Genomic DNA, 17,802 nt, shown 5'->3' with positions numbered 1-17,802 from the left:
CCGGTCGCCGGGAATCCCGGCTCACGCTCGACCAAGCGGGCGTTAGGGTGCTGACAGGGCTGGGCTCGAAGGAGACAGCCGGTCCGGTCGGCAGATCGGTGTTCGCCGGGCGTGCGGCTCGGTGGTGGAGAGGAACGATATGAGTGAGTCCGGGGTCTCCGTGCGGGACGCGTCGACCGTGATGCTGGTGCGTGACGGCGAGGCGGGTATCGAGGTGTTCCTGCAGCGCCGGGTCAAGGGGATGGCGTTCGCGGCCGGGGTGACAGTGTTCCCCGGCGGTGGCGTCGACGCCGCCGACGGCACTGCCGACATCGCCTGGACGGGCCCCGAACCCGCCTGGTGGGCCGAGCGTTTCGCCACCGACGAACAGACCGCGCAGGCGCTCGTCGCCGCGGCCGTGCGGGAGACGTTCGAGGAATGCGGCGTGCTGCTGGCCGGACCGACCGCGGATTCCGTCGTCGACGACTCGGCGCGCTATCGCGCGGCGCGCGGCAAGCTCGAGCGCCGCGAATTGTCGCTCGCCGATTTCCTCGCGGCCGAGGGCCTGGTGTTGCGCGCCGACCTGCTCCGTCCGTGGTCGAACTGGATCACGCCGGAGGCCGAACCCCGCCGCTACGACACCCGCTTCTTCGTCGCGGTGCTCCCGCAGGGCCAGATCGCCGACGGCGCCACCTCCGAGGCCGCCCAGGTGGCCTGGCGGACACCGCAGGACGCCCTGGCGAGCTGGCGGGCAGGCGAACACGTGCTGATGCCACCGACGTGGTCGCAGCTCGACGCCCTGTGCGGGTTCGCCGACACCGCGGCCGCGCTGGCCGCCGACCGCGTCGTCGAGCCGATCATGCCGAAGTACTCGCCGGGGGCGGGCGGGCGTCCGCTGTCGGACTTCCCCGACAACGAACGGTATTTCGACGAGCTACCGCAATTGGGTGCACTCGGCGGCCGGTAGGTTGCTCCCATGGCCGAATTCGTGACCCTCGAGCTGCCCGCCGAGCCGACCACCCGTGGCGTCGCGCTGTTGCGCATCGATCGTCCGCCGCTGAACCTCGTCGACGCCCAGCTGGCCCGTGAGGTGGCGGCCGCGGCGGCCACGGTGGCCGAGCATCCCGGGGTCTCGGCCCTGATCGTCTACGGCGACGAGCGGGTGTTCAGCGCGGGCGACGAGATGTCGGAGCTGGCCGAGCTCGACGCCGGACAGGCCGCCGCCATGGCCGCCGATCTCCAGGCCGCGCTCGGCTGCCTCTCGCGGGTTCCGCAGCCGACGGTCGCCGCGATCACCGGCTACTGCCTCGGCGCCGGCCTCGAACTCGCGCTGGGCGCCGACCACCGGATCGTCGGCGACAACGTGAAACTCGGTCTGCCGCAGATCAAAGCGGGCCTGATTCCGCTCTCCGGCATCCGAAGGCTCTCGCTGCTCATCGGCGCGAGCCGGGCCAAGGATCTCGTCTACACCGGTCGTTTCGTCGGCGCCGAAGAAGCCGAGAAGATCGGCCTGGTCGATGAGGTCGTCGCGCCCGACGATGTCCTCACCGCGGCGCGCGCGTGGGCCGCGCAGTTCGTCACCGCCGCACCCCGCGCCCTCGCCGCGGCCAAGGCGGTTTTCGAGTCCGGGCCGCACGGCCATTCCACCGCGGTCACCGAGTGGTCGGCGCTGTTCGACACCGACGACGCCCGCACCGGCACCCGTACCTTCGCCGCGGAAGGACCCAACGCCGCGACCTTCACGGGTCGCTAGCAACACCGCCGGAACCTGGGTTAACTTCGTGCGGGCCGGTGTTGTGAGTACCCGGGTAACCTCCCAGCCATCCCGCGCTGAGGCGGCGCGAACCGGCGGTCCGGTCCGGTGGCGGCTCGCGCTCGCGGGAGTCCGGCGACCGGTCGTGAGCGCAGGAAAGAGCAGTCTCTTGTCCCAGCAGCGGCGTGCCCGGGCGCACATATTAGGCTGGCCTGCATGACGGTCCATCCCGACGACCCGGCGCCGAACCCCCACGCCACCGCGGCCCAGGTCGAAGCAGCGCGCAAAGACACCAAACTCGCCCAGGTCCTGTACCACGACTGGGAAGCGGAGACCTACGACGACAAGTGGTCGATCTCCTATGACGAACGCTGTATCGCGTATGCGCGCGGCCGGTTCGACCTCGCCGTGGGCCCCGCTCCGCTGCCGTACGAGCGTGCGCTCGAGCTGGGCTGTGGCACCGGATTCTTCCTGCTCAACCTGATGCAGGGTGGCGTCGCCAAGTCCGGCTCGGTCACCGACCTCTCGCCCGGCATGGTGAAGGTCGCGCTGCGCAACGCCGAGCACCTCGGCCTCGATGTCGACGGTCGCGTCGCCGACGCCGAGACCATCCCGTACGACGACGACACCTTCGACCTGGTGTGTGGCCACGCCGTGCTGCACCACATCCCCGACGTGGAACTGGCGCTCAAGGAGTGCCTGCGCGTGCTCAAGCCGGGCGGGCGCTTCGTGTTCGCCGGTGAGCCCACCACCATCGGCAACATCTACGCCCGTCGCCTCGGCCAGGCCACCTGGAAGGTGACCACCGAGATCACCAAGCTGCCGTTCCTGTCGGGCTGGCGTCGTCCGCAGACCGAACTGGACGAGTCGTCTCGCGCCGCCGCGCTCGAGGCCGTCGTCGACCTGCACACCTTCGACCCGAGCGATCTCGAGAAGATGGCGAAGTCGGCCGGTGCCGTCGATGTGAAGGCCACCACCGAGGAACTCGCCGCCGCCCTGTGGGGCTGGCCGGTGCGCACCTTCGAGGCCGCGGTCCCCGACGAGAAGCTGACCATGCCCTATCGCCTGGCGCAGTACCGCGCGTGGCTGGGCCTGAGCTGGCTCGACGAGAACGTGCTGCGCAAGGTCGTGCCGCGTGAGTTCTTCTACAACGCGATGATCACCGGCGTGAAGCCGGGCGCTGCGCAGAAGTAGGTGGGCTATCGCTTCGGCCGCGACGATGTCGCCTATCTCGGCAGCGCGGCAGGCCGTGCCGCGCTCGCCGAGGTCGACCGGCTGGAGCTGACGACCGCGACGCACCTGCGCGATATCGAGCAGGTGCGTCGTGCGCACGGTGCACTCGCGCCCGCCTTGATCGAGACGGTGCGGTTGCGCCGTAAGGCCCTGGTGAAGCTGCCGACGGCAGGGGAGTGGCTGTTCACCGACGACGCGCTGCAACAGGCGACGCCCGCGCTCGTCGCCCGGCATCGGGCGACCCGCCTGGCCGGCCGCGCGGTGCACGACGTGACCTGCTCGATCGGCGCGGAACTGTCCGAGTTGGCAGCGGCCTGTCCGGCGGTGGTCGGTAGCGATCTCGACGACGTCCGCTTGGCCATGGCCGCCCACAATCTCGGGGTGGGGCCGGTATCGGCGGTGGACCGCGGCCCGGTGACCGGTTCGGATGCCGCCCCGTCAGCGGCTGGTAGTCGAAACATCGTGTTGGCCAGGGCCGATGCCCTCGTGCCGACCACGCGCGACACCGTGATCATCGCCGATCCGGCTCGTCGGGCCGACGGCCGTCGCACCTTCGATCCCGCGAAACTCCAACCCCCACTTCCGGATCTGCTCGCCGCCTACGCGGGCCGCGATCTCGCCGTGAAGTCCGCACCCGGCCTGGATTTCGACCGCCTCGGCTGGGACGGTGAGGTGGAGATTGTCTCTCTCGACGGTGCCGTCCGCGAAGCCTGCCTCTGGTCGCCCGGCCTCACCGAGCCCGGCGTCACCCGACGCGCCACCGTCCTGACTTCCCACGGCGGCGCGACAACGCTCACCGACGCCGCCCCCGACGACATCCCCGACCGCGCCCCCGGCGACTGGATCGTCGACCCCGACGGCGCCGTCGTCCGTGCGGGCCTGGTCCGTCACTACGCCGCGAAACACGGCCTCTGGCAACTGGACCCACAGATCGCCTATCTCACCGGCGACACGGTTCCCACGGGCATGCGGGGCTTCCGCATCGAGGACCGTTTCGAACTCCGCGAGAAGACCCTCCGCCAGGAACTGAACCGCCGTGACTGCGGCTCCCTGGAAATCCTGATCCGCGGCGTCGACGTCGACCCCGATGGACTTCGCAAGAAGCTCAAGCAGCGCGGCTCGACGCCGTACACCCTGGTGATCACCCGCATCGGCCGCGCCGGCGTCGTCTTCCTCTGCCGAACGGTCGCTCCCACCCGCTGACAGCGCGGCTATGGCCGGCCGCACCTGGTCACGGGTCAGGCTTCCATCTTCTTCACCACGCGCTGCACCGTGAGCCAGGTACGGGTGGTGATGTCCTTGCCGTAGATCTTCTCCAGGCGGGCCATGAAGTCAGGGGTCGCGCCGGTGCTGTTGTCGATGACGGTGAGGAAGGCGCGGGCCTTGCGGTCGTAGCCGATGACGCGGGTGAGGGGGTCGTCGTCGAAGGTCTTGGTGTCGGCTTCACGCATCTTCGTCTTGAAGAAGGTGACGGTGAGATAGGAGCCGCGTTCGTGGGGGAGACCTTCGAAGGGGTCGCGGTCGAGGAGCGCGCGCAGCTCGGGATGGCTGCGGACGATGGTGCCGCCCGGGATGCCGAGTTCGGCGCTGAGTGCCTGCTGGATGCGATCTTCCAGGTCGGCGGGGTCATCGGCGGTGCGGAAGACGACATTGCCGCTCGTGAGTACCGACGCGACCTTCTCGAAGCCCAGCCCCTCGAACACCCCGCGCAACTTCTCGTTGCGCATGTTCGGGTTGGTCGGCATGATCCCCCGCAGCAGCGCCGCATAGCTTTCCACGTCGCTGACCGTACCGACCCCCACCGACAGAAACCATCGCATCCGGCGGCCGTGTCAGCGCGATTCGGCCGATCCTCGCGAACCGGCCGAATCGCCCGGGAGTCAGGACTGAGCGGCGGCGTTCTTCTTGCGCTCGATGTCGGCCAGCGCCGCCATGTAGGCCTCGCGCTCCTCGGCACTGGCATCCCAGGCGACCTTGCGGTTCTTCACGACCTTGGCGGGAGCGCCGACCGCGATGCTGTAGTCGGGGACATCGCCACGCACCACCGCGTGCGCGCCGAGCACGCAACCGCGTCCGACCCGGGTGTCGCGCAGGACGGTCACCTTCGCCGCGATCCAGGTGTCGGGGCCGATCCGCACGGGACTCTTCACGATGCCCTGATCCTTGATGGGCATGTTGATGTCGTCCATGCGGTGGTCGAAGTCGCAGATGTAGCACCAGTCGGCGACCAGGGTCGACTCACCGATCTCGATGTCGAGGTAGGTGTTGACGACGTTGTCCTTGCCGAACACCACCTTGTCGCCGATCCGCAGCGAGCCCTCGTGGCAGCGCAGGGCGTTGCCGTCGCCGATGTGCACCCACCGGCCGATCTCCATGCGCGCGAGTTCCGGGGTCGCGTGGATCTCCACATTGCGGCCGAGGAACACCATTCCGCGCAGCACGATATGCGGGTTGGCCAGGCGGAACTTGGCCAGCCGGTAGTAACGCACCAGGTACCAGGGGGTGTAGGCGCGGTTGGCGAGCACCCAGCGCAGCGAATCCCTGGTCAGAAATCGGGCCTGCTGCGGATCGCGGCGGCGTGATCCACGCCAGCGCGCGCTCAGTGGCGCGCCCCACATGCTCGTCACGAACTACTCTCCCGTCATGATCGCACCGGGCGTGCCCCGGGGATTCGGTCGTCGGGTACACAGAGTACTTTCGCAGGGCACACTTACCGTGCCATACCCCGATTACACAGGGAGATCAGCAGGTGCGAACTCGGACTCGCGTCGTTGCCTCGCTCGCTGCCGCCGGTGTGGTGGCGCTGGCCGGGTGCGGCACGGATGTGGACGACATCACGGTCGGCGCCGGAAAAGGCTGGCCCGCAACGCATCACGATGGCAGCAACGCGAGCGGCAGCCCGGTGCGGGGTGCGGACTCGATGTCGCTGAGCTGGTCACGTCCGGTGGGCGGCCCGATCGCCCAGCCGTTGACGATCGGCGCCGAGGGCCAGATGTTCGTCACCACGAGCACCGGTAACTGTGCGATCTTCTCGTTCCAGATGCTCACCGGCCGCAAACGCTTCTGCAACCCGCTCGGCCCGTCGACGATCGAAGCGCCGACCGTGCTCGACGGAGTCAGCAATGTGTACGTCGGTGACGACGGCGCGGTGAATTCGTTCAACTACCTCGGTCAGCCGCGATGGCGCACCCCGGTGGCGGGCGTGCCGGTAGCGATCCAGTTCACCGGTGACGGCAACGTGCTGACAGTGACGCAGTCCGGTCAGGTCGACGTGCTGAGCCGTCAGACCGGCGGCCGTGTGGTGCCGACCCTGCAGTTGCTCGGTGAACCCGACTTCCTGAAGTACCCCGGTCTCACCCGTCCCGCCTCCGGCGACGGGCTCGACGACTGCCGGACCGGTGGTCCCCGCTGCGCCGTCGCCAATACCACCGCCGTCGACCCGTCGACCGGGCGCTTCTTCGTCACCGTCTGGGAGCCGGGCAAGCAGGCCGCCGCGCTGCGCGCGCTGCGCTACGCCGACGGCGCGGTGACCCAGGAGTGGAGCGCCGAGGTACTCACCGGCGGCAGCGCGACCAGCCCCTCCCTCTCCGCCGACGGCGGCACCGTCTACATCGGCGACAACAGCAAGCGCCTGATCGCCCTGAACACCACCGACGGCACCACCCGCTGGACCCAGCCGTTGCCGTGGGCGCCGCAGGGCGGCATCTCCGTGGCGGGCGACCTGATCATCCCGGCGGGCGACGACGGCTACCTGACCGCGCTGCGCGACCAGGACGACAAGGCCGAGATCGTCTGGGAACGCAAGGACCTCGCCCTGCGTGGCACCCCGGCACACACCTCGGGCGACATCGGCTACACCGTCGCCGCCATCGGCGCGGGCCTGAGCCTCATCACCTTCGACACCACCACCGGCAACACCATCGACTCCGACCCCCTGCCGGCTGCCACCGGCACCACCACGGGCACCTCCATCGGTCCGGAAGGTGAAGTCGTCGTCGCCACCCGCCTCGGCGAGATCTTCGCTTTCACCCCGGACGCCTGAGTACCCGCCTCAGTACGGGTTGGCTCGGTCCAGCCAGCGCGCGTCGAGTTCCGTCGCGCGCTGCCGGGTGAAGGAAATGCGCGCCGGATCGCCGTCGGCGGTATAGCGCTGGTCCGGGTTCGCGGCGAGCCAGTCCAGCCAATAGGCCGAATCGAACGGGACCGCACCCCGGCCCGATCGGATGCGCGGCACCCCGCCGGGGTCGACCGCGCCGTAGGGGGCGGGGGCGGGGTTGGAGCCCACCAGCATCACGGCGTCGAAGCGGTAGGAGGTGCCGTCCCAGTGGCCTGCCGTGGCCAGTGCGTGATCGCGAGGATGGATGCCGAGCGGTAGCGCCATGGTGCGCACGACCGCTCCGGGCACCGCCGTGGTCACCGCGCGCACGTTCTGCACCAGTTCGCGTTGCACGCCGTCGGCGTCCAGGCTCGCGAGGTTGGCGTGATCGGCTGTGTGCGCGCCGATTTCGTGGCCGTTCGAGACCAGCCATGGCAGCGCGCGCGGGTCTGCGCCGAACGGCTCGTTGTTCACGTAGAAGGTGGCCACCGGGTGGAAGTCGGGGTAGCGGGCGCCGAACTCGGCGAGAATGCCCGCGGCACTGTCCGGTGCCACCGCGCCGGTGTCGGTGAAACCGAGTTGGCTGCCGGTGGAATCGTCGAAGGTGAGTACCACCGGGTGGGTACCGGCGGGCAGGTCGAGGTCGCCGGAGATGTAGTGCGCGGCGGTCACCGGGCGGTAGTTCTCGCGGTACAACCGTTCGAGTTCGTCCCGGAATTCCGCCGGGGTCTGGTCGTATTCGCCCGCCGGATTCGGGGTGATCTGGTGATACATCAGAACCGGGACGAATCCCAGTTCGTTGGCGGCGATTTCGGCCGGATTCGGCGGTGCCGGTTTCGCCGTCGTCACCGGCACCGTCGTGTGCGCCGGAACCGCGTCATCGTTCACCGTGGTACAGGCCGTGAGTGCGGCCGCCAGCGCTGCCGCCGACACGAGCCGAAACATTGTGTTCGAACCGCCCATCATCAATGCGATATTACGCCGCGGCGACGGATTACAGTCGATCTATCGATACCGAGTACGCCGCGTCGGAACTGCGAAATAGTTGGCGTGTCAATGGTTTTGAAAGGCGGTGTTGACGGTGGAATGGCAGCTCCGATCGGCTGATCGACGGCGATGGATGGCTCCCGTTATCGGTGTTGCCCTCGCGTCGCTGGTCGTCTCCCTGGTAGCCGGATTCGCGCTGAGCAGATCCGCGGAATCGCCCGTCGCCGACACCGTGCCGCCGACATTGCGGATGACACCGACCGATCCGGTGAGCTCCTATCGCGCGCCGGTCGTGGTGCGCGGCACCGCCACCGACGCGGCTCGCGTGTCCATCGGACCCGATTCGGTGGTCCCCGCCGCGGACGGGACATTCGAACTCTCGGTGCGATGGGCCCCCGCGTTCGAGGTCGTCGCGACGGACGCCGACGGCAATCAGACCAGCAGCACGGCGGTCACGTCGAGCACGCTGCCGAGGATGCGCGCGGTGCACGTCACCGCGCACGCCTGGTCGCACGAGGGACTGCGCGAAGCTGTCCTCGATCTCGCTCGTGAGGGCCGTATCGACACCGTGCAGCTCGACATCAAAGACGAGGACGGCGTGATCGGCTACGCCTCCCAGGTGCCGCTCGCCCTCGAATCCGGTGCCGCCGCGGCGATCTACGATGCCCCGGCGGCTCTGCGGCAATTGCACGATATGGGCCTGCAGGTAGTCGGGCGTATCGTCGCATTCCGCGATCCGACTCTCGCGGGCTGGGCCTGGCACAACGGCCGACCCGACTGGGTTGTCCAGAATCCTTCCGGGCAACCCTATTCCAGCCACTACGGCCCGATCGCCTTCACCAATTTCGCCAACCCCGACGTTCGTGGATACAACATCGCTCTCGCGGTAGAGGCAGCGCAACTCGGCTTCGACGGCATCATGTACGACTACGTCCGCCGCCCCGACGGCAGCCTGAACAGCATGCGTTTCGCCGGCCTCACCGATACCCCCGCGGTCGCGGTCGCCGGGTTCCTCGCCGAGAGCCGCTACCCCGTGCACGTCGCGGGGGCGCACCTGAGCGCGGCGGTCTACGGAATCGCCTCCACCCGCCCGGACGAGATCGCCCAGGACATCCCGCTCATCGCCCGCAGCGTCGATTTCGTCGCGCCCATGATCTACCCGTCGCACTGGGGCCCCGGCGAATACGGCGTCGCGAACCCCAACGCCCAGCCCTACGACATCATCTTCCGCTCACTGCAGGACTTCACGGCGGCCACGGCGGGCACGGGTGCGAAAGTGGCTCCGTGGCTCCAGGACTTCAGCCTCGGCGTCACCTACGGCGACGCCGAACTCCGCGCCCAGATCGACGCCACCCGAGACGCGGGCATCGACAGTTTCTTCCTCTGGAACGCCGCCACCCGCTACCACGGCGGCGGCCTCCAACCGGCCTGACGCGGAACAGGTTTCGCAGCGACAACGAGCTGGCCCCGACAGGACACAGCGCGGATCATCGCCCCCACCTCACCCGTCACCGATGAACCGCCCAGAACCCCCGCCGGGCGGCTTTCGAACTACTCGGCTGTTTCCGTCGGGTCCAGGCCGGCCTGTTTCGGCGCTGCGGGAACCCACTCACGCAGCGGTTGCATCACCGCGCCGTAGAAGGCGTCGGTGGCTGTGGTGACGCTGGCGATGAAGCTAGCAGCGGTGCCCGAGCGTTTGTTGCCCATCGGGAAGGTCTGTTCGAGGGTGAACGAGACAATCGGGCTGGTGCGGCCGTCGATGAGTGACTTGGGCGTGGTGCGGACGGTGTCGAGGAATTCGCACGTTTCGTTGCCACGTTCGGCGAAGACTGCTTCGACCTGGACGCGGCCGGGCGCATCGGTGAGCTGTTTGGTCAGCCACGACACACGGCGGGCTTGCGTGCCCTCGTCGGGCGCGGCGATGGTGGTGCGGCAGCGGACCTTGTTCGTCCGCACATCGGCGATGACAGTGAGGTCGCCCGCGGTTTCGGGGATGCGCAGAACGGCCTCGAACGAACCGTCGGTGGCCAGCCGTTCGGCGACGGCGGCGGCCCGCACCGCCGGATCCGACTGGAACTTGCGGGCGAGGACGTGCTTGACCTCGACACCGAGTTCGGCGGTGAGCCGCAGCGCGAGGTGCCTGCACAGCGACACCCATGTGTCGGCGACCGTCAGCGCTTTCGCGTCGCCCGCCCGCAGTGTTCCCTGGGTGACGGCGTCACGGACGGTGACCCAGTGTCTGCCCATGTCGACGAACTCGGCCGCACCCGAACGGGGATGATCGAGGAAGCGCAGGAACTCGGCGAGAATCCAGGCTTGCAGTGCGTCGTCGATACCACCGTGTGTGGTGAGCATGCGCGCCTCGTGGGCCACTTCGGCCCACGACAGGTGGCGCAGTGCCACTTTCGTCAGCTTGCGACGGTCCACTTGGACGGGTAGTTCGCCCGGCCCGGCGGGGATGTCGTTGGACAGGCTGACGACGGCGTCGTACTTCTTTCGCCGCGCGACGTCGAGGTAGCTCTCCAGCTGATCTCGCCGGAGCTTGCCATTGCCCGTCTTCACTTCCAGCAGCCCGGTCCACTGTTTGGCACCGCGACTCACCTTCAACACCGCGTCCGGGATGACTTTGGTATCGCCCGATTCGTACTGCACTTCGAGGTAGCCCTCGAAAGCCCCAGCGGGTGCGCCCATTCGAGCACAGATTGCCCTGGCGAAGGGCCGTACGGCCTGCATGGTGGCGATGAGTGCGGAGGTGGTGCGCCGTTCCTGTTCCTCGCCCGCGCCGACCCCGATGACCGAGAACAACCGAGCGGGTTGCCAGGTATCCGATTCGGCCTGCCTGAATTCGATCGGCTTGGTTTTGCGCACAACGCGCCTGGTGGTTGCTACTCCGCGCGACGGTGTTTGCACGGCGGGGGGCTCGGGGACAACGACTTCCGGCTCAGCGGGTGCTGGCGCAGTGTCCTCGACAGTGACCCCGAAATCGGTTGCCAGCCCGGACAGGCCCGACTCCCAGCCCTGCCCGACAGCCCGCACCTTCCAGTTGCCGTCGCGCCGATATACCTCGCCGAAGACGAATGCCGACTCCGTGTCCGCGTCGGCCGTCAGATATTCGGCCAGCGAATGCCCGGCCGGATCGATGACGTGGAACGCGAGTTTGCCCAGCGCACCGAATGTGCCCTCGCCGACGCTGCCCGCCAATCCGATGATGTGGACGTGCACGGGAACCGCCGACAGGTCGATCGAGATCCTGGCTTGCTTTCCTTCCTCGGTGGCGCTCGTTCCAAGGAAACATACTGAGCCGTCGGGTGATTCGGTCTGGTTGTAGAAGACGAAGTCGGCATCGGACCCGACGCGCCGGTCGGCGCCGAGTAGCAGCGCGGAGGCGTCGACTTCGATCTCGGGTTCCGGCCAGCCGATCACGATGTCGACACGGTCGACATCCTCGGGAAGCGGAATGTTCTGGCCCTTGGACAGCAGCGGAGACGACACAGTGGCGGTTCACCCTTCGAAGGTCGGCGTTCAGTCGCAAGGCTGATGCAGCCGACCCGCTCGCTGACCCCCTTGGCGCACACCGCGATGGCATGACGGTGCCGAGGGTCGTCGGCGGCGAAACCTACTCTGTTACACGGATCACGTTTGAATGATCGCCCGAATGGATAGGGAGCTACTTCGGATCGCGTTCCGGTAGGGGTCTTTCCACGATGTCCGGGCGGCCGAGGGAGGTGCGGACTCGGCGTTTGGCGGCGGTGTAGACCTGGGCGGTTTCGGCGGCTACCACGTCCCAGGCGAAGTCGGCGGTGAGGCGTTCGCGGGCGGTGTGGGCGCGGGCCTGGGCGGTGGCCGGGTCGTCGAGGACGGCGCGGGTCGCGTCCACCAGGCCGTCGATGTCGGCGGGGGCGAAGGACGCGCCGGTGACGCCGTCGATCACCGCTTCGCCCAAACCGCCTGCGGTGGAGGCGATCAGGGGAACGCCCGCGGCGGCGGCCTCGAGGGCGACGATGCCGAAGGGTTCGTAGCGGCTCGGCAGGACGATGGCGTCGGCGCCGTGCAGCCAGCCGAGGAGTTCGTCGTGGCCGAGGCTGCCGACGAAGTGGACCGCGCGGGCGACGCGGTGCACGCGGGCGCGTTCACGCAGCCACTCGAACTGGGTGCCGACGCCGGCGACGGTGAGTGTGGTGCCGGGGTGGGCGCGGCGGATGCGGGGGAGAGCGGCGATCGCGTCCTGCACACCCTTCTCGTACTCGAGGCGGCCGACGTAGAGCAGGCGCGGCGGGCCGGAGCGCGGCGCGCGGGAACGGAAGGTCCAGGAGCCGACGTCGATGCCGTTGCGGATCACCGTGATCGGCGCGAGCTCGGGCCCGTAGAGCCGGTCGACTTCGTCCTGCATGGAGGTCGAGCAGGTGATGAGCTGATCGGACTCGTTGGTCAGCCACCACTCCACCGAGTGGACCTGCTTGTTGACCCGGCCCGACACCCAGCCGCTGTGGCGCCCGGCCTCGGTGGCGTGGATCGTCGAGACGAGCGGCACGTCGTAGTACTCGGCGAGCGCGATGGACGGGTGCGCGACGAGCCAGTCGTGCGCGTGCACCACATCGGGCGTCCAGCCCTCGCCGACGCCGGGCTTGCCGAGCGCTACCCCGGCACGCACCATCGCGTGCCCCATGGCCAGCGTCCAGGCGAGCATGTCCTCGCCGAAGTCGAAGCACGGCGGGTCCTCGGCCACCGCGACGACGAGCACGCCGTCGGCGATGTAGGAGTGGGTGGGGTGGGTGAGCGAGTCGGTTCCCGTCGGCCGGCGTGCCAGGACGACGACCTCGTGACCGGCCGCGGCCAGCTCGACGGCCAGGTGATGCACATGCCGACCGAGCCCACCGACCACGACCGGCGGGTACTCCCACGACACCATCAAAATCTTCATGCGGATCCTTCAACGGCGGCCGACGGGACAGCGGTCGGCAACCGCCGCGCGTCCAGACCAGGGAAGAATCCGTCGGCCATCGCCCATCCTGCCGCGAGACGGGCCGCTTTGGCGAACTGACCGGCGCCGATCGCCTCGGCGAGCTCGCGGACGGCGTGCGCGTGTTCGTGGGCCCGATCGCGGGCGTACCCGGCGGCGGAGTCCTTGCTGACCATGAACGCCCAGTCGCTGGAGACGGTGAGAATCGCCTCACGCAGCAACTGATCGGCGACCGGGTCGCGCAGGGATCCGTCGCGGCGCACCTTGTCGAGGGTGTCCAGTGCCAGGCGAACGATGTCGGCGTTGAGCTCGACGAGGTCGGCGACCTGGTCGCCCGCCCAGACCCGCCAGTCCTTGCCCGAACCCCACGAGGAGTCGTTGAGCTGCACAGGTTCGCCGACGAAGCCCTTCTCGCGGGCATCGGCGAGGGTGCCGACGTTCACCCCCGCGTCGGGCAGCGCGCGCAGCACCTGTTCGAGCCACTGCGGCCCCTCGTGCCACCAGTGCCCGAACAGCTCGGTGTCGAACGCGGCCACCACGAGGGCCGGCCTGCCGATCCGCGCGGACTCCTCGATCAGCCGGGCACGGACGGTCTCGACGAAGTCGGCGACGTCGCGGGTGACCGCTTCGGCCGCCAGTTCGGGATCGTAAGGGGCCTTGTCAGGACCGTCGACGGTCTTGCCGGTGACGCGCGAGGGTTTGAGCCCGGTCGCGTGGTCGTAGTGGTGAAAATCTCGGTAGGCGCTCTGGCCGGGGTAGCCCTGTTTCGGCGACCAGACCCGGTAGCTCACGGCCAGGTCGCGTCCGAAGGCGACGACCTCGGAATCGCGGACCGGCCTGCCGAGCGAGGTGTCGCCGCGCAGCGAGGGGCCGTCGACCATGAAGTGGGTGATGCCCGCGGCGTCGTAGCCCCGTTCCATGCCGGGTGTGTAGCCGCATTCGGGCGCCCAGATGCCGGTCGGTGTGGTGCCCCAGCGCAGGTGCGCGTCGGCCAGGCCCTCGGTGAGCTGGAACTGGCGCAGGCGCGGATCGAGCAGCGGCTGGAACGGGTGCGCCAGCGGTCCGCCGAGCAGTTCGATCGCGTCGGCGTCGATCAGCGACCGCCAGACCGGCGAACCGCCGTGCTGCCAGTTCTGTTCGAAATCGGCCAGCGCTGTCGCGGCGAGCCGATGTTCGTGACGGCCCAGCGCCACATTTCCCGACATCGACGCCTCGTCGGCGCGCAACTGCCAGTTGCCCAGCCAGTGATGCATGCCCGCGAGGCAGTGTGGATCGTCGAGCTGCGCGGCGAGCACCGGTGTGATGCCGAGGCTCAGCAGATGCGAACGCCCTTCGGCGGCAAGATTTTTCAGCACCTTGACCAGCGGCAGATAGGACGCGGCCCAGGACTGGTAGAGCCATTCCTCGCCGACCGGCCAGCGCCCGTGATGGGCGAGCCACGGCAAGTGGGAGTGCAGGACCAGTGTGAACTGGCCCGGCACGGCGGAGCGGGAATCGGTCAACGTGTTGCCTTTTCGGCGATCGCGACCAGGTCCAGGCTCGCGTCGATATCGCCTTCACGCAGGTCGAAATCGTCGATGGTGACGGCGGCGACGTCGGCGGTGAGGTCGGCGGGCCACGGCTCACCGGCCAGCGCGCGCTCGATCTGGGCGTCGATGAACGACCCACCGTGCTTGGCGTCCAGCGCTTTCAGGCTCGCGCCGTGGTGCACGCCCAGCATCTCGGAGACGGTGAACCCGGCGTCGACGAGCATTTCGGTCAGCTCGGCGGCGTTGAGTTCGCGGGTGTGGAACGGGTTGAGGGGGGTGTCGCGACCGGGGGAGAAGGTGATGCGATTCGGGGTGCTGATCAGCAGCACGCCGCCGGGGCGCAGCACGCGCAGGCACTCGCGCAGGAACTGTCCCTGGTCCCAGAGATGTTCGATGACTTGGAAATTCACCACGACGTCGACGGATTCGTCGTCGAGGGGCAGCGCGGCGAGATTGCCCTGGATCATCTGCACGCGCGGGTAGCGCGCGCGGACGTGCGCGACGGCGCTCTCGTCGTAGTCCAGACCGGTGACGCGCTGGGCGACGCCCGCGATCATGTCGGCGCCGTAGCCCTCGCCCGAGCCCGCCTCGAGCACGATCTTGTCGGTGCAGCGGTCGAGCAGTCGGGCGTAGGCGATCTCGTGCCGGCGGAACCAGTAGTTCTCCTCGGCGATGCCGGGCACCGTCCGCTCGCCGGTCAACGGCAGTGGTTCATGTGTGGCGGCCACGGGTGCGGCAGGGATCACAGCCTCGCTCATTGGTCCGAGGTTACTGGTACCGCCGGTTCACGCAGGAGTCAGGGACCTCTTGCGCGGGTAGGTTACCCACGGGTAACTTAGCGTAGGGTAGTGTTCCGATCTGAGCTAGATATCTCACACGGACGTACGGCTCAGCTCGTGCGGCCCCACCACACACGTGTCCCCAGAAGGAGGTCGACGAAGACCGATGCCGAACATCGTCGTACTCATCAAGCAGGTCCCCGACACCTGGTCCGAGCGCAAGCTGACCGATGGTGACTACACCCTCGACCGCGAGGCCGCCGACGCGGTGCTCGACGAGATCAACGAGCGCGCCGTCGAAGAAGCGCTGCTGATCAAGGAGGCCCAGGGCGGCGAGGTCACCGTGCTGGCCGCCGGTCCCGACCGCGCCAACGAGGCCATCCGCAAGGCGCTGTCCATGGGCGCCGACAAGGCCATCCACATCAACGACCCGGCGATCCACGGCTCCGACGCCGTGCAGACCGCCTACGTGCTGGCCGCCGCGCTCGGCCAGGTCGAGGGTGTCGAGCTGGTCATCGCCGGTAACGAGGCCACCGACGGCCGCGCCGGTGCCGTGCCCGCGATCATCGCGGAGTACATCGGCATCCCGCAGCTGACGCACCTGCGCAAGCTCACCGTCGACGGCGACAAGATCACCGGCGAGCGGGAGACCGACGAGGGTGTCTTCAAGCTCGAGGCGTCCCTGCCTGCGATCGTCTCGGTCACCGAGAAGATCAACGAGCCTCGCTTCCCCTCCTTCAAGGGCATCATGGCCGCGAAGAAGAAGGAAGTTCTGGTCTTCACCCTGGCCGATCTGGGCGTCGACCCGGAGACCGTCGGTGTCGCCAACGCGGGCACCCAGGTCACCAGCGCCACCCCGAAGCCGGCTCGCACCGCGGGCGAGAAGATCACGGACGAGGGCGAGGGCGGCAACCAGATCGCGTCCTACCTCATCGGTCAGAAGATCATCTGATCCGGCGCCGTCCGAGACTTCTAAGGAGAAAGAACTAATGGCTGAAGTACTTGTGCTCATCGAGCACGCCGACGGTGCCGTGAAGAAGGTCAGCACCGAACTGCTCACCGCCGCCCGTGCGCTGGGCGAGCCCGCCGCCGTCGTGACCGGTCCCGCCGGTACCGCCGACAAGCTGGCCGCCGCGCTGGCCGCCGGTGGCGCCGAGAAGATCTATGTCGCCGAGTCCGACGACATCGAGGGCTTCCTGGTCACCCCGAAGGTCGACGTCCTGGCCGGCCTGGTCGATTCCGCCGCGCCCGCCGCCGTGCTGGTCGCCGCCTCCGCCGAGGGCAAGGAGGTGTCGGGCCGCCTTGCCGCGCGCATCGGCTCCGGTCTGCTCGTCGACGTCATCGGCGTCAACGCCGACGGCTCCGCTGTGCACTCCATCTTCGGTGGCGCGTTCACCGTCGAGGCCAAGGCCACCGGCGACGTGCCGGTGATCTCGGTGCGCCCCGGCGCCATCGAGGCCGCTCCGCAGGCCGGCGCCGGCGAGCAGGTCGTCGTCGAGGTTCCGGCGCAGGAAGACGGCGTCGTGAAGGTCATCTCGCGTGACCCGATCGTCGGTGGCGACCGCCCCGATCTCGCCGAGGCGAGCATCGTGGTCTCCGGTGGCCGCGGCGTCGGTTCCGCCGAGAACTTCTCGGTCGTCGAGGCGCTGGCCGACTCGCTGGGTGCCGCTGTCGGCGCCTCGCGTGCCGCCGTCGACTCGGGCTACTACCCGGGCCAGTTCCAGGTGGGTCAGACCGGCAAGACGGTCTCCCCGCAGCTCTACATCGCACTGGGCATCTCCGGCGCCATCCAGCACCGCGCCGGCATGCAGACCTCGAAGACCATCGTCGCTGTCAACAAGGACGAGGAAGCACCCATCTTCGAGATCGCCGACTACGGCATCGTGGGCGACCTGTTCAACGTCTCCCCGCAGCTGACCGAAGCGGTCAAGTCCCACAAGGGCTGATCACCACCCGGTCGGTTCGACCTCGGCCCGCGAAACCTGTTGTCTCCACAACAGGCTTCGCGGGCCGTTGTCGTTCGGTGCGCCCCAACTGATGAGGGCGGCCGTTTCGCCATATTTGAGGCAGATCTGTTTCAGAATTAGCGACGACGGTGAATCGACGCCGGCGGAGATGAGGATTCTGATGTGGAAGACCGTAGTGGCCGGTGGGCTCGTCGGGGCGGCGTTGATCGGTGGTGGTGGTGGTGTTGCGGCGGCGTCGGGTAGTGCCGTGTCCGACGCGAGGGATGTCGCGGACACCGCCGCGTCCAGTGGTTCCGGTGACCTGGGAAGTGTCGTAGGTATTCCGCTGTTCTTGCTGCACAACTTCATTGAGAACCAGTTCCTGTGTCCGCTTGCCTCGGCCAGTGGTGAGCCGCCGTGCGAGTATCGCGGTATCGGATAGATCGGCCCGACCTGGTCTGATCGACCTGTTGAGTCGGTGTCGGCAGGCTGGGTTGATGTCGTTTCTGCTGTGTGGAATCGGCAGCGGATACTGTCCGT

General features: G+C 68.5%; 16 protein-coding genes. 9 read left to right on the top strand and 7 right to left on the bottom strand.

The genetic code is table 11. The features are described from left to right. The first annotated feature begins 139 nt into the window (after positions 1-139). The 4 genes from ACFULV_RS00390 (at position 140) to ACFULV_RS00375 (ending at position 4,168) form a co-directional block, all read left to right on the top strand. Positions 140-946 (top strand): NUDIX hydrolase, encoded by an 807-nt coding sequence (locus ACFULV_RS00390; RefSeq protein ID WP_378633240.1) that lies wholly within the window; start codon positions 140-142, stop codon positions 944-946. A gap of 9 nt (positions 947-955) precedes the next feature. Next, complete coding sequence (locus ACFULV_RS00385; RefSeq protein WP_378633242.1) at positions 956-1,732, top strand: enoyl-CoA hydratase-related protein; 777 nt, start codon at positions 956-958, stop codon at positions 1,730-1,732. A 216-nt stretch (positions 1,733-1,948) separates the two neighbouring features. Continuing rightward, positions 1,949-2,926 (top strand): class I SAM-dependent methyltransferase, encoded by a 978-nt coding sequence (locus tag ACFULV_RS00380; RefSeq protein WP_101466273.1) that lies wholly within the window; start codon positions 1,949-1,951, stop codon positions 2,924-2,926. After that, positions 2,927-4,168, top strand: a complete 1,242-nt coding sequence (locus ACFULV_RS00375) for a class I SAM-dependent methyltransferase (RefSeq protein ID WP_378651602.1) — start codon at positions 2,927-2,929, stop codon at positions 4,166-4,168. 35 nt (positions 4,169-4,203) lie between these two features. Here the strand turns inward: ACFULV_RS00375 and ACFULV_RS00370 are convergent, their stop codons facing one another. Beyond that, positions 4,204-4,743, bottom strand: a complete 540-nt coding sequence (locus ACFULV_RS00370) for a DUF1697 domain-containing protein (RefSeq protein ID WP_378651599.1) — start codon at positions 4,741-4,743, stop codon at positions 4,204-4,206. Positions 4,744-4,845: 102 nt separating this feature from the next. Next, the gene (locus tag ACFULV_RS00365; RefSeq protein WP_378633250.1) at positions 4,846-5,592 is read right to left on the bottom strand and encodes an acyltransferase; all 747 of its coding nucleotides are present in this window, start codon (positions 5,590-5,592) and stop codon (positions 4,846-4,848) included. Positions 5,593-5,714: 122 nt separating this feature from the next. On the opposite strand from ACFULV_RS00365, the gene ACFULV_RS00360 reads away from it, so the two are divergent. Beyond that, on the top strand, positions 5,715-7,007 hold the full coding sequence (locus ACFULV_RS00360; protein ID WP_378651596.1) for a PQQ-binding-like beta-propeller repeat protein: 1,293 nt from the start codon (positions 5,715-5,717) through the stop codon (positions 7,005-7,007). A gap of 9 nt (positions 7,008-7,016) precedes the next feature. Here ACFULV_RS00360 and ACFULV_RS00355 read toward each other — a convergent pair whose 3' ends face one another. Next, a complete protein-coding gene (locus tag ACFULV_RS00355) occupies positions 7,017-8,006 on the bottom strand; it encodes a polysaccharide deacetylase family protein (protein WP_378651592.1) in 990 nt (329 codons plus the stop codon). Positions 8,007-8,181: 175 nt separating this feature from the next. Here ACFULV_RS00355 and ACFULV_RS00350 point away from each other — a divergent pair, with 175 nt between their 5' ends. Next, the gene (locus ACFULV_RS00350) at positions 8,182-9,480 is read left to right on the top strand and encodes a putative glycoside hydrolase (RefSeq protein ID WP_378651589.1); all 1,299 of its coding nucleotides are present in this window, start codon (positions 8,182-8,184) and stop codon (positions 9,478-9,480) included. A 119-nt stretch (positions 9,481-9,599) separates the two neighbouring features. On the opposite strand, the gene ACFULV_RS00345 is transcribed toward ACFULV_RS00350, so the two are convergent. The 4 genes from ACFULV_RS00345 to ACFULV_RS00330 all read right to left on the bottom strand — a co-directional run bounded on the left by ACFULV_RS00345 (position 9,600) and on the right by ACFULV_RS00330 (position 15,295). Beyond that, positions 9,600-11,540 (bottom strand): TerD family protein, encoded by a 1,941-nt coding sequence (locus tag ACFULV_RS00345; RefSeq protein WP_378651586.1) that lies wholly within the window; start codon positions 11,538-11,540, stop codon positions 9,600-9,602. Between the two features lie 175 nt (positions 11,541-11,715). After that, positions 11,716-12,969 (bottom strand): glycosyltransferase family 4 protein, encoded by a 1,254-nt coding sequence (locus ACFULV_RS00340; RefSeq protein WP_378633263.1) that lies wholly within the window; start codon positions 12,967-12,969, stop codon positions 11,716-11,718. Next, entirely contained in the window at positions 12,966-14,510 is a 1,545-nt protein-coding gene (locus tag ACFULV_RS00335) for a 1,4-alpha-glucan branching protein domain-containing protein (RefSeq protein WP_378651583.1), read from the bottom strand. The genes ACFULV_RS00340 and ACFULV_RS00335 overlap by 4 nt, the downstream gene beginning before the upstream one ends. Continuing rightward, positions 14,507-15,295 (bottom strand): class I SAM-dependent methyltransferase, encoded by a 789-nt coding sequence (locus tag ACFULV_RS00330; protein ID WP_378651580.1) that lies wholly within the window; start codon positions 15,293-15,295, stop codon positions 14,507-14,509. Before ACFULV_RS00330 ends, ACFULV_RS00335 begins: the two co-directional genes overlap by 4 nt. Positions 15,296-15,482: 187 nt before the next feature. On the opposite strand from ACFULV_RS00330, the gene ACFULV_RS00325 reads away from it, so the two are divergent. The 3 genes from ACFULV_RS00325 (at position 15,483) to ACFULV_RS00315 (ending at position 17,704) form a co-directional block, all read left to right on the top strand. Beyond that, positions 15,483-16,268 (top strand): electron transfer flavoprotein subunit beta/FixA family protein, encoded by a 786-nt coding sequence (locus ACFULV_RS00325; protein ID WP_378651577.1) that lies wholly within the window; start codon positions 15,483-15,485, stop codon positions 16,266-16,268. Between the two features lie 37 nt (positions 16,269-16,305). Then, positions 16,306-17,262, top strand: coding sequence for an electron transfer flavoprotein subunit alpha/FixB family protein (locus tag ACFULV_RS00320; RefSeq protein WP_378633270.1), 957 nt, complete (start codon positions 16,306-16,308; stop codon positions 17,260-17,262). Positions 17,263-17,353: 91 nt separating this feature from the next. Then, positions 17,354-17,704 carry a hypothetical protein gene (locus tag ACFULV_RS00315; protein WP_378651574.1) on the top strand — a complete coding sequence of 117 codons (351 nt, stop codon included), beginning with the start codon at positions 17,354-17,356 and terminating at the stop codon, positions 17,702-17,704. The last annotated feature ends 98 nt before the right edge of the window (positions 17,705-17,802 follow it).

Origin of the sequence: Nocardia sp. NPDC057272, from assembly GCF_042668615.1 — a bacterium.
Taxonomy (GTDB): domain Bacteria; phylum Actinomycetota; class Actinomycetes; order Mycobacteriales; family Mycobacteriaceae; genus Nocardia.
This window is presented reverse-complemented; position numbering and strand designations above follow the sequence as displayed.

Bases quoted from the DNA above. Each gene is read 5' to 3' on its own strand.
- ACFULV_RS00390 (WP_378633240.1), top strand. From the start codon at position 140: ATGAGTGAGTCCGGGGTCTCCGTGCGGGACGCGTCGACCGTGATGCTG.
- ACFULV_RS00385 (WP_378633242.1), top strand. From the start codon at position 956: ATGGCCGAATTCGTGACCCTCGAGCTGCCCGCCGAGCCGACCACCCGT.
- ACFULV_RS00380 (WP_101466273.1), top strand. From the start codon at position 1,949: ATGACGGTCCATCCCGACGACCCGGCGCCGAACCCCCACGCCACCGCG.
- ACFULV_RS00355 (WP_378651592.1), bottom strand. From the start codon at position 8,006: ATGTTTCGGCTCGTGTCGGCGGCAGCGCTGGCGGCCGCACTCACGGCC.
- ACFULV_RS00350 (WP_378651589.1), top strand. From the start codon at position 8,182: ATGGCTCCCGTTATCGGTGTTGCCCTCGCGTCGCTGGTCGTCTCCCTG.
- ACFULV_RS00340 (WP_378633263.1), bottom strand. From the start codon at position 12,969: ATGAAGATTTTGATGGTGTCGTGGGAGTACCCGCCGGTCGTGGTCGGT.
- ACFULV_RS00330 (WP_378651580.1), bottom strand. From the start codon at position 15,295: ATGAGCGAGGCTGTGATCCCTGCCGCACCCGTGGCCGCCACACATGAA.
- ACFULV_RS00325 (WP_378651577.1), top strand. From the start codon at position 15,483: ATGCCGAACATCGTCGTACTCATCAAGCAGGTCCCCGACACCTGGTCC.
- ACFULV_RS00320 (WP_378633270.1), top strand. From the start codon at position 16,306: ATGGCTGAAGTACTTGTGCTCATCGAGCACGCCGACGGTGCCGTGAAG.
- ACFULV_RS00315 (WP_378651574.1), top strand. From the start codon at position 17,354: ATGAGGGCGGCCGTTTCGCCATATTTGAGGCAGATCTGTTTCAGAATT.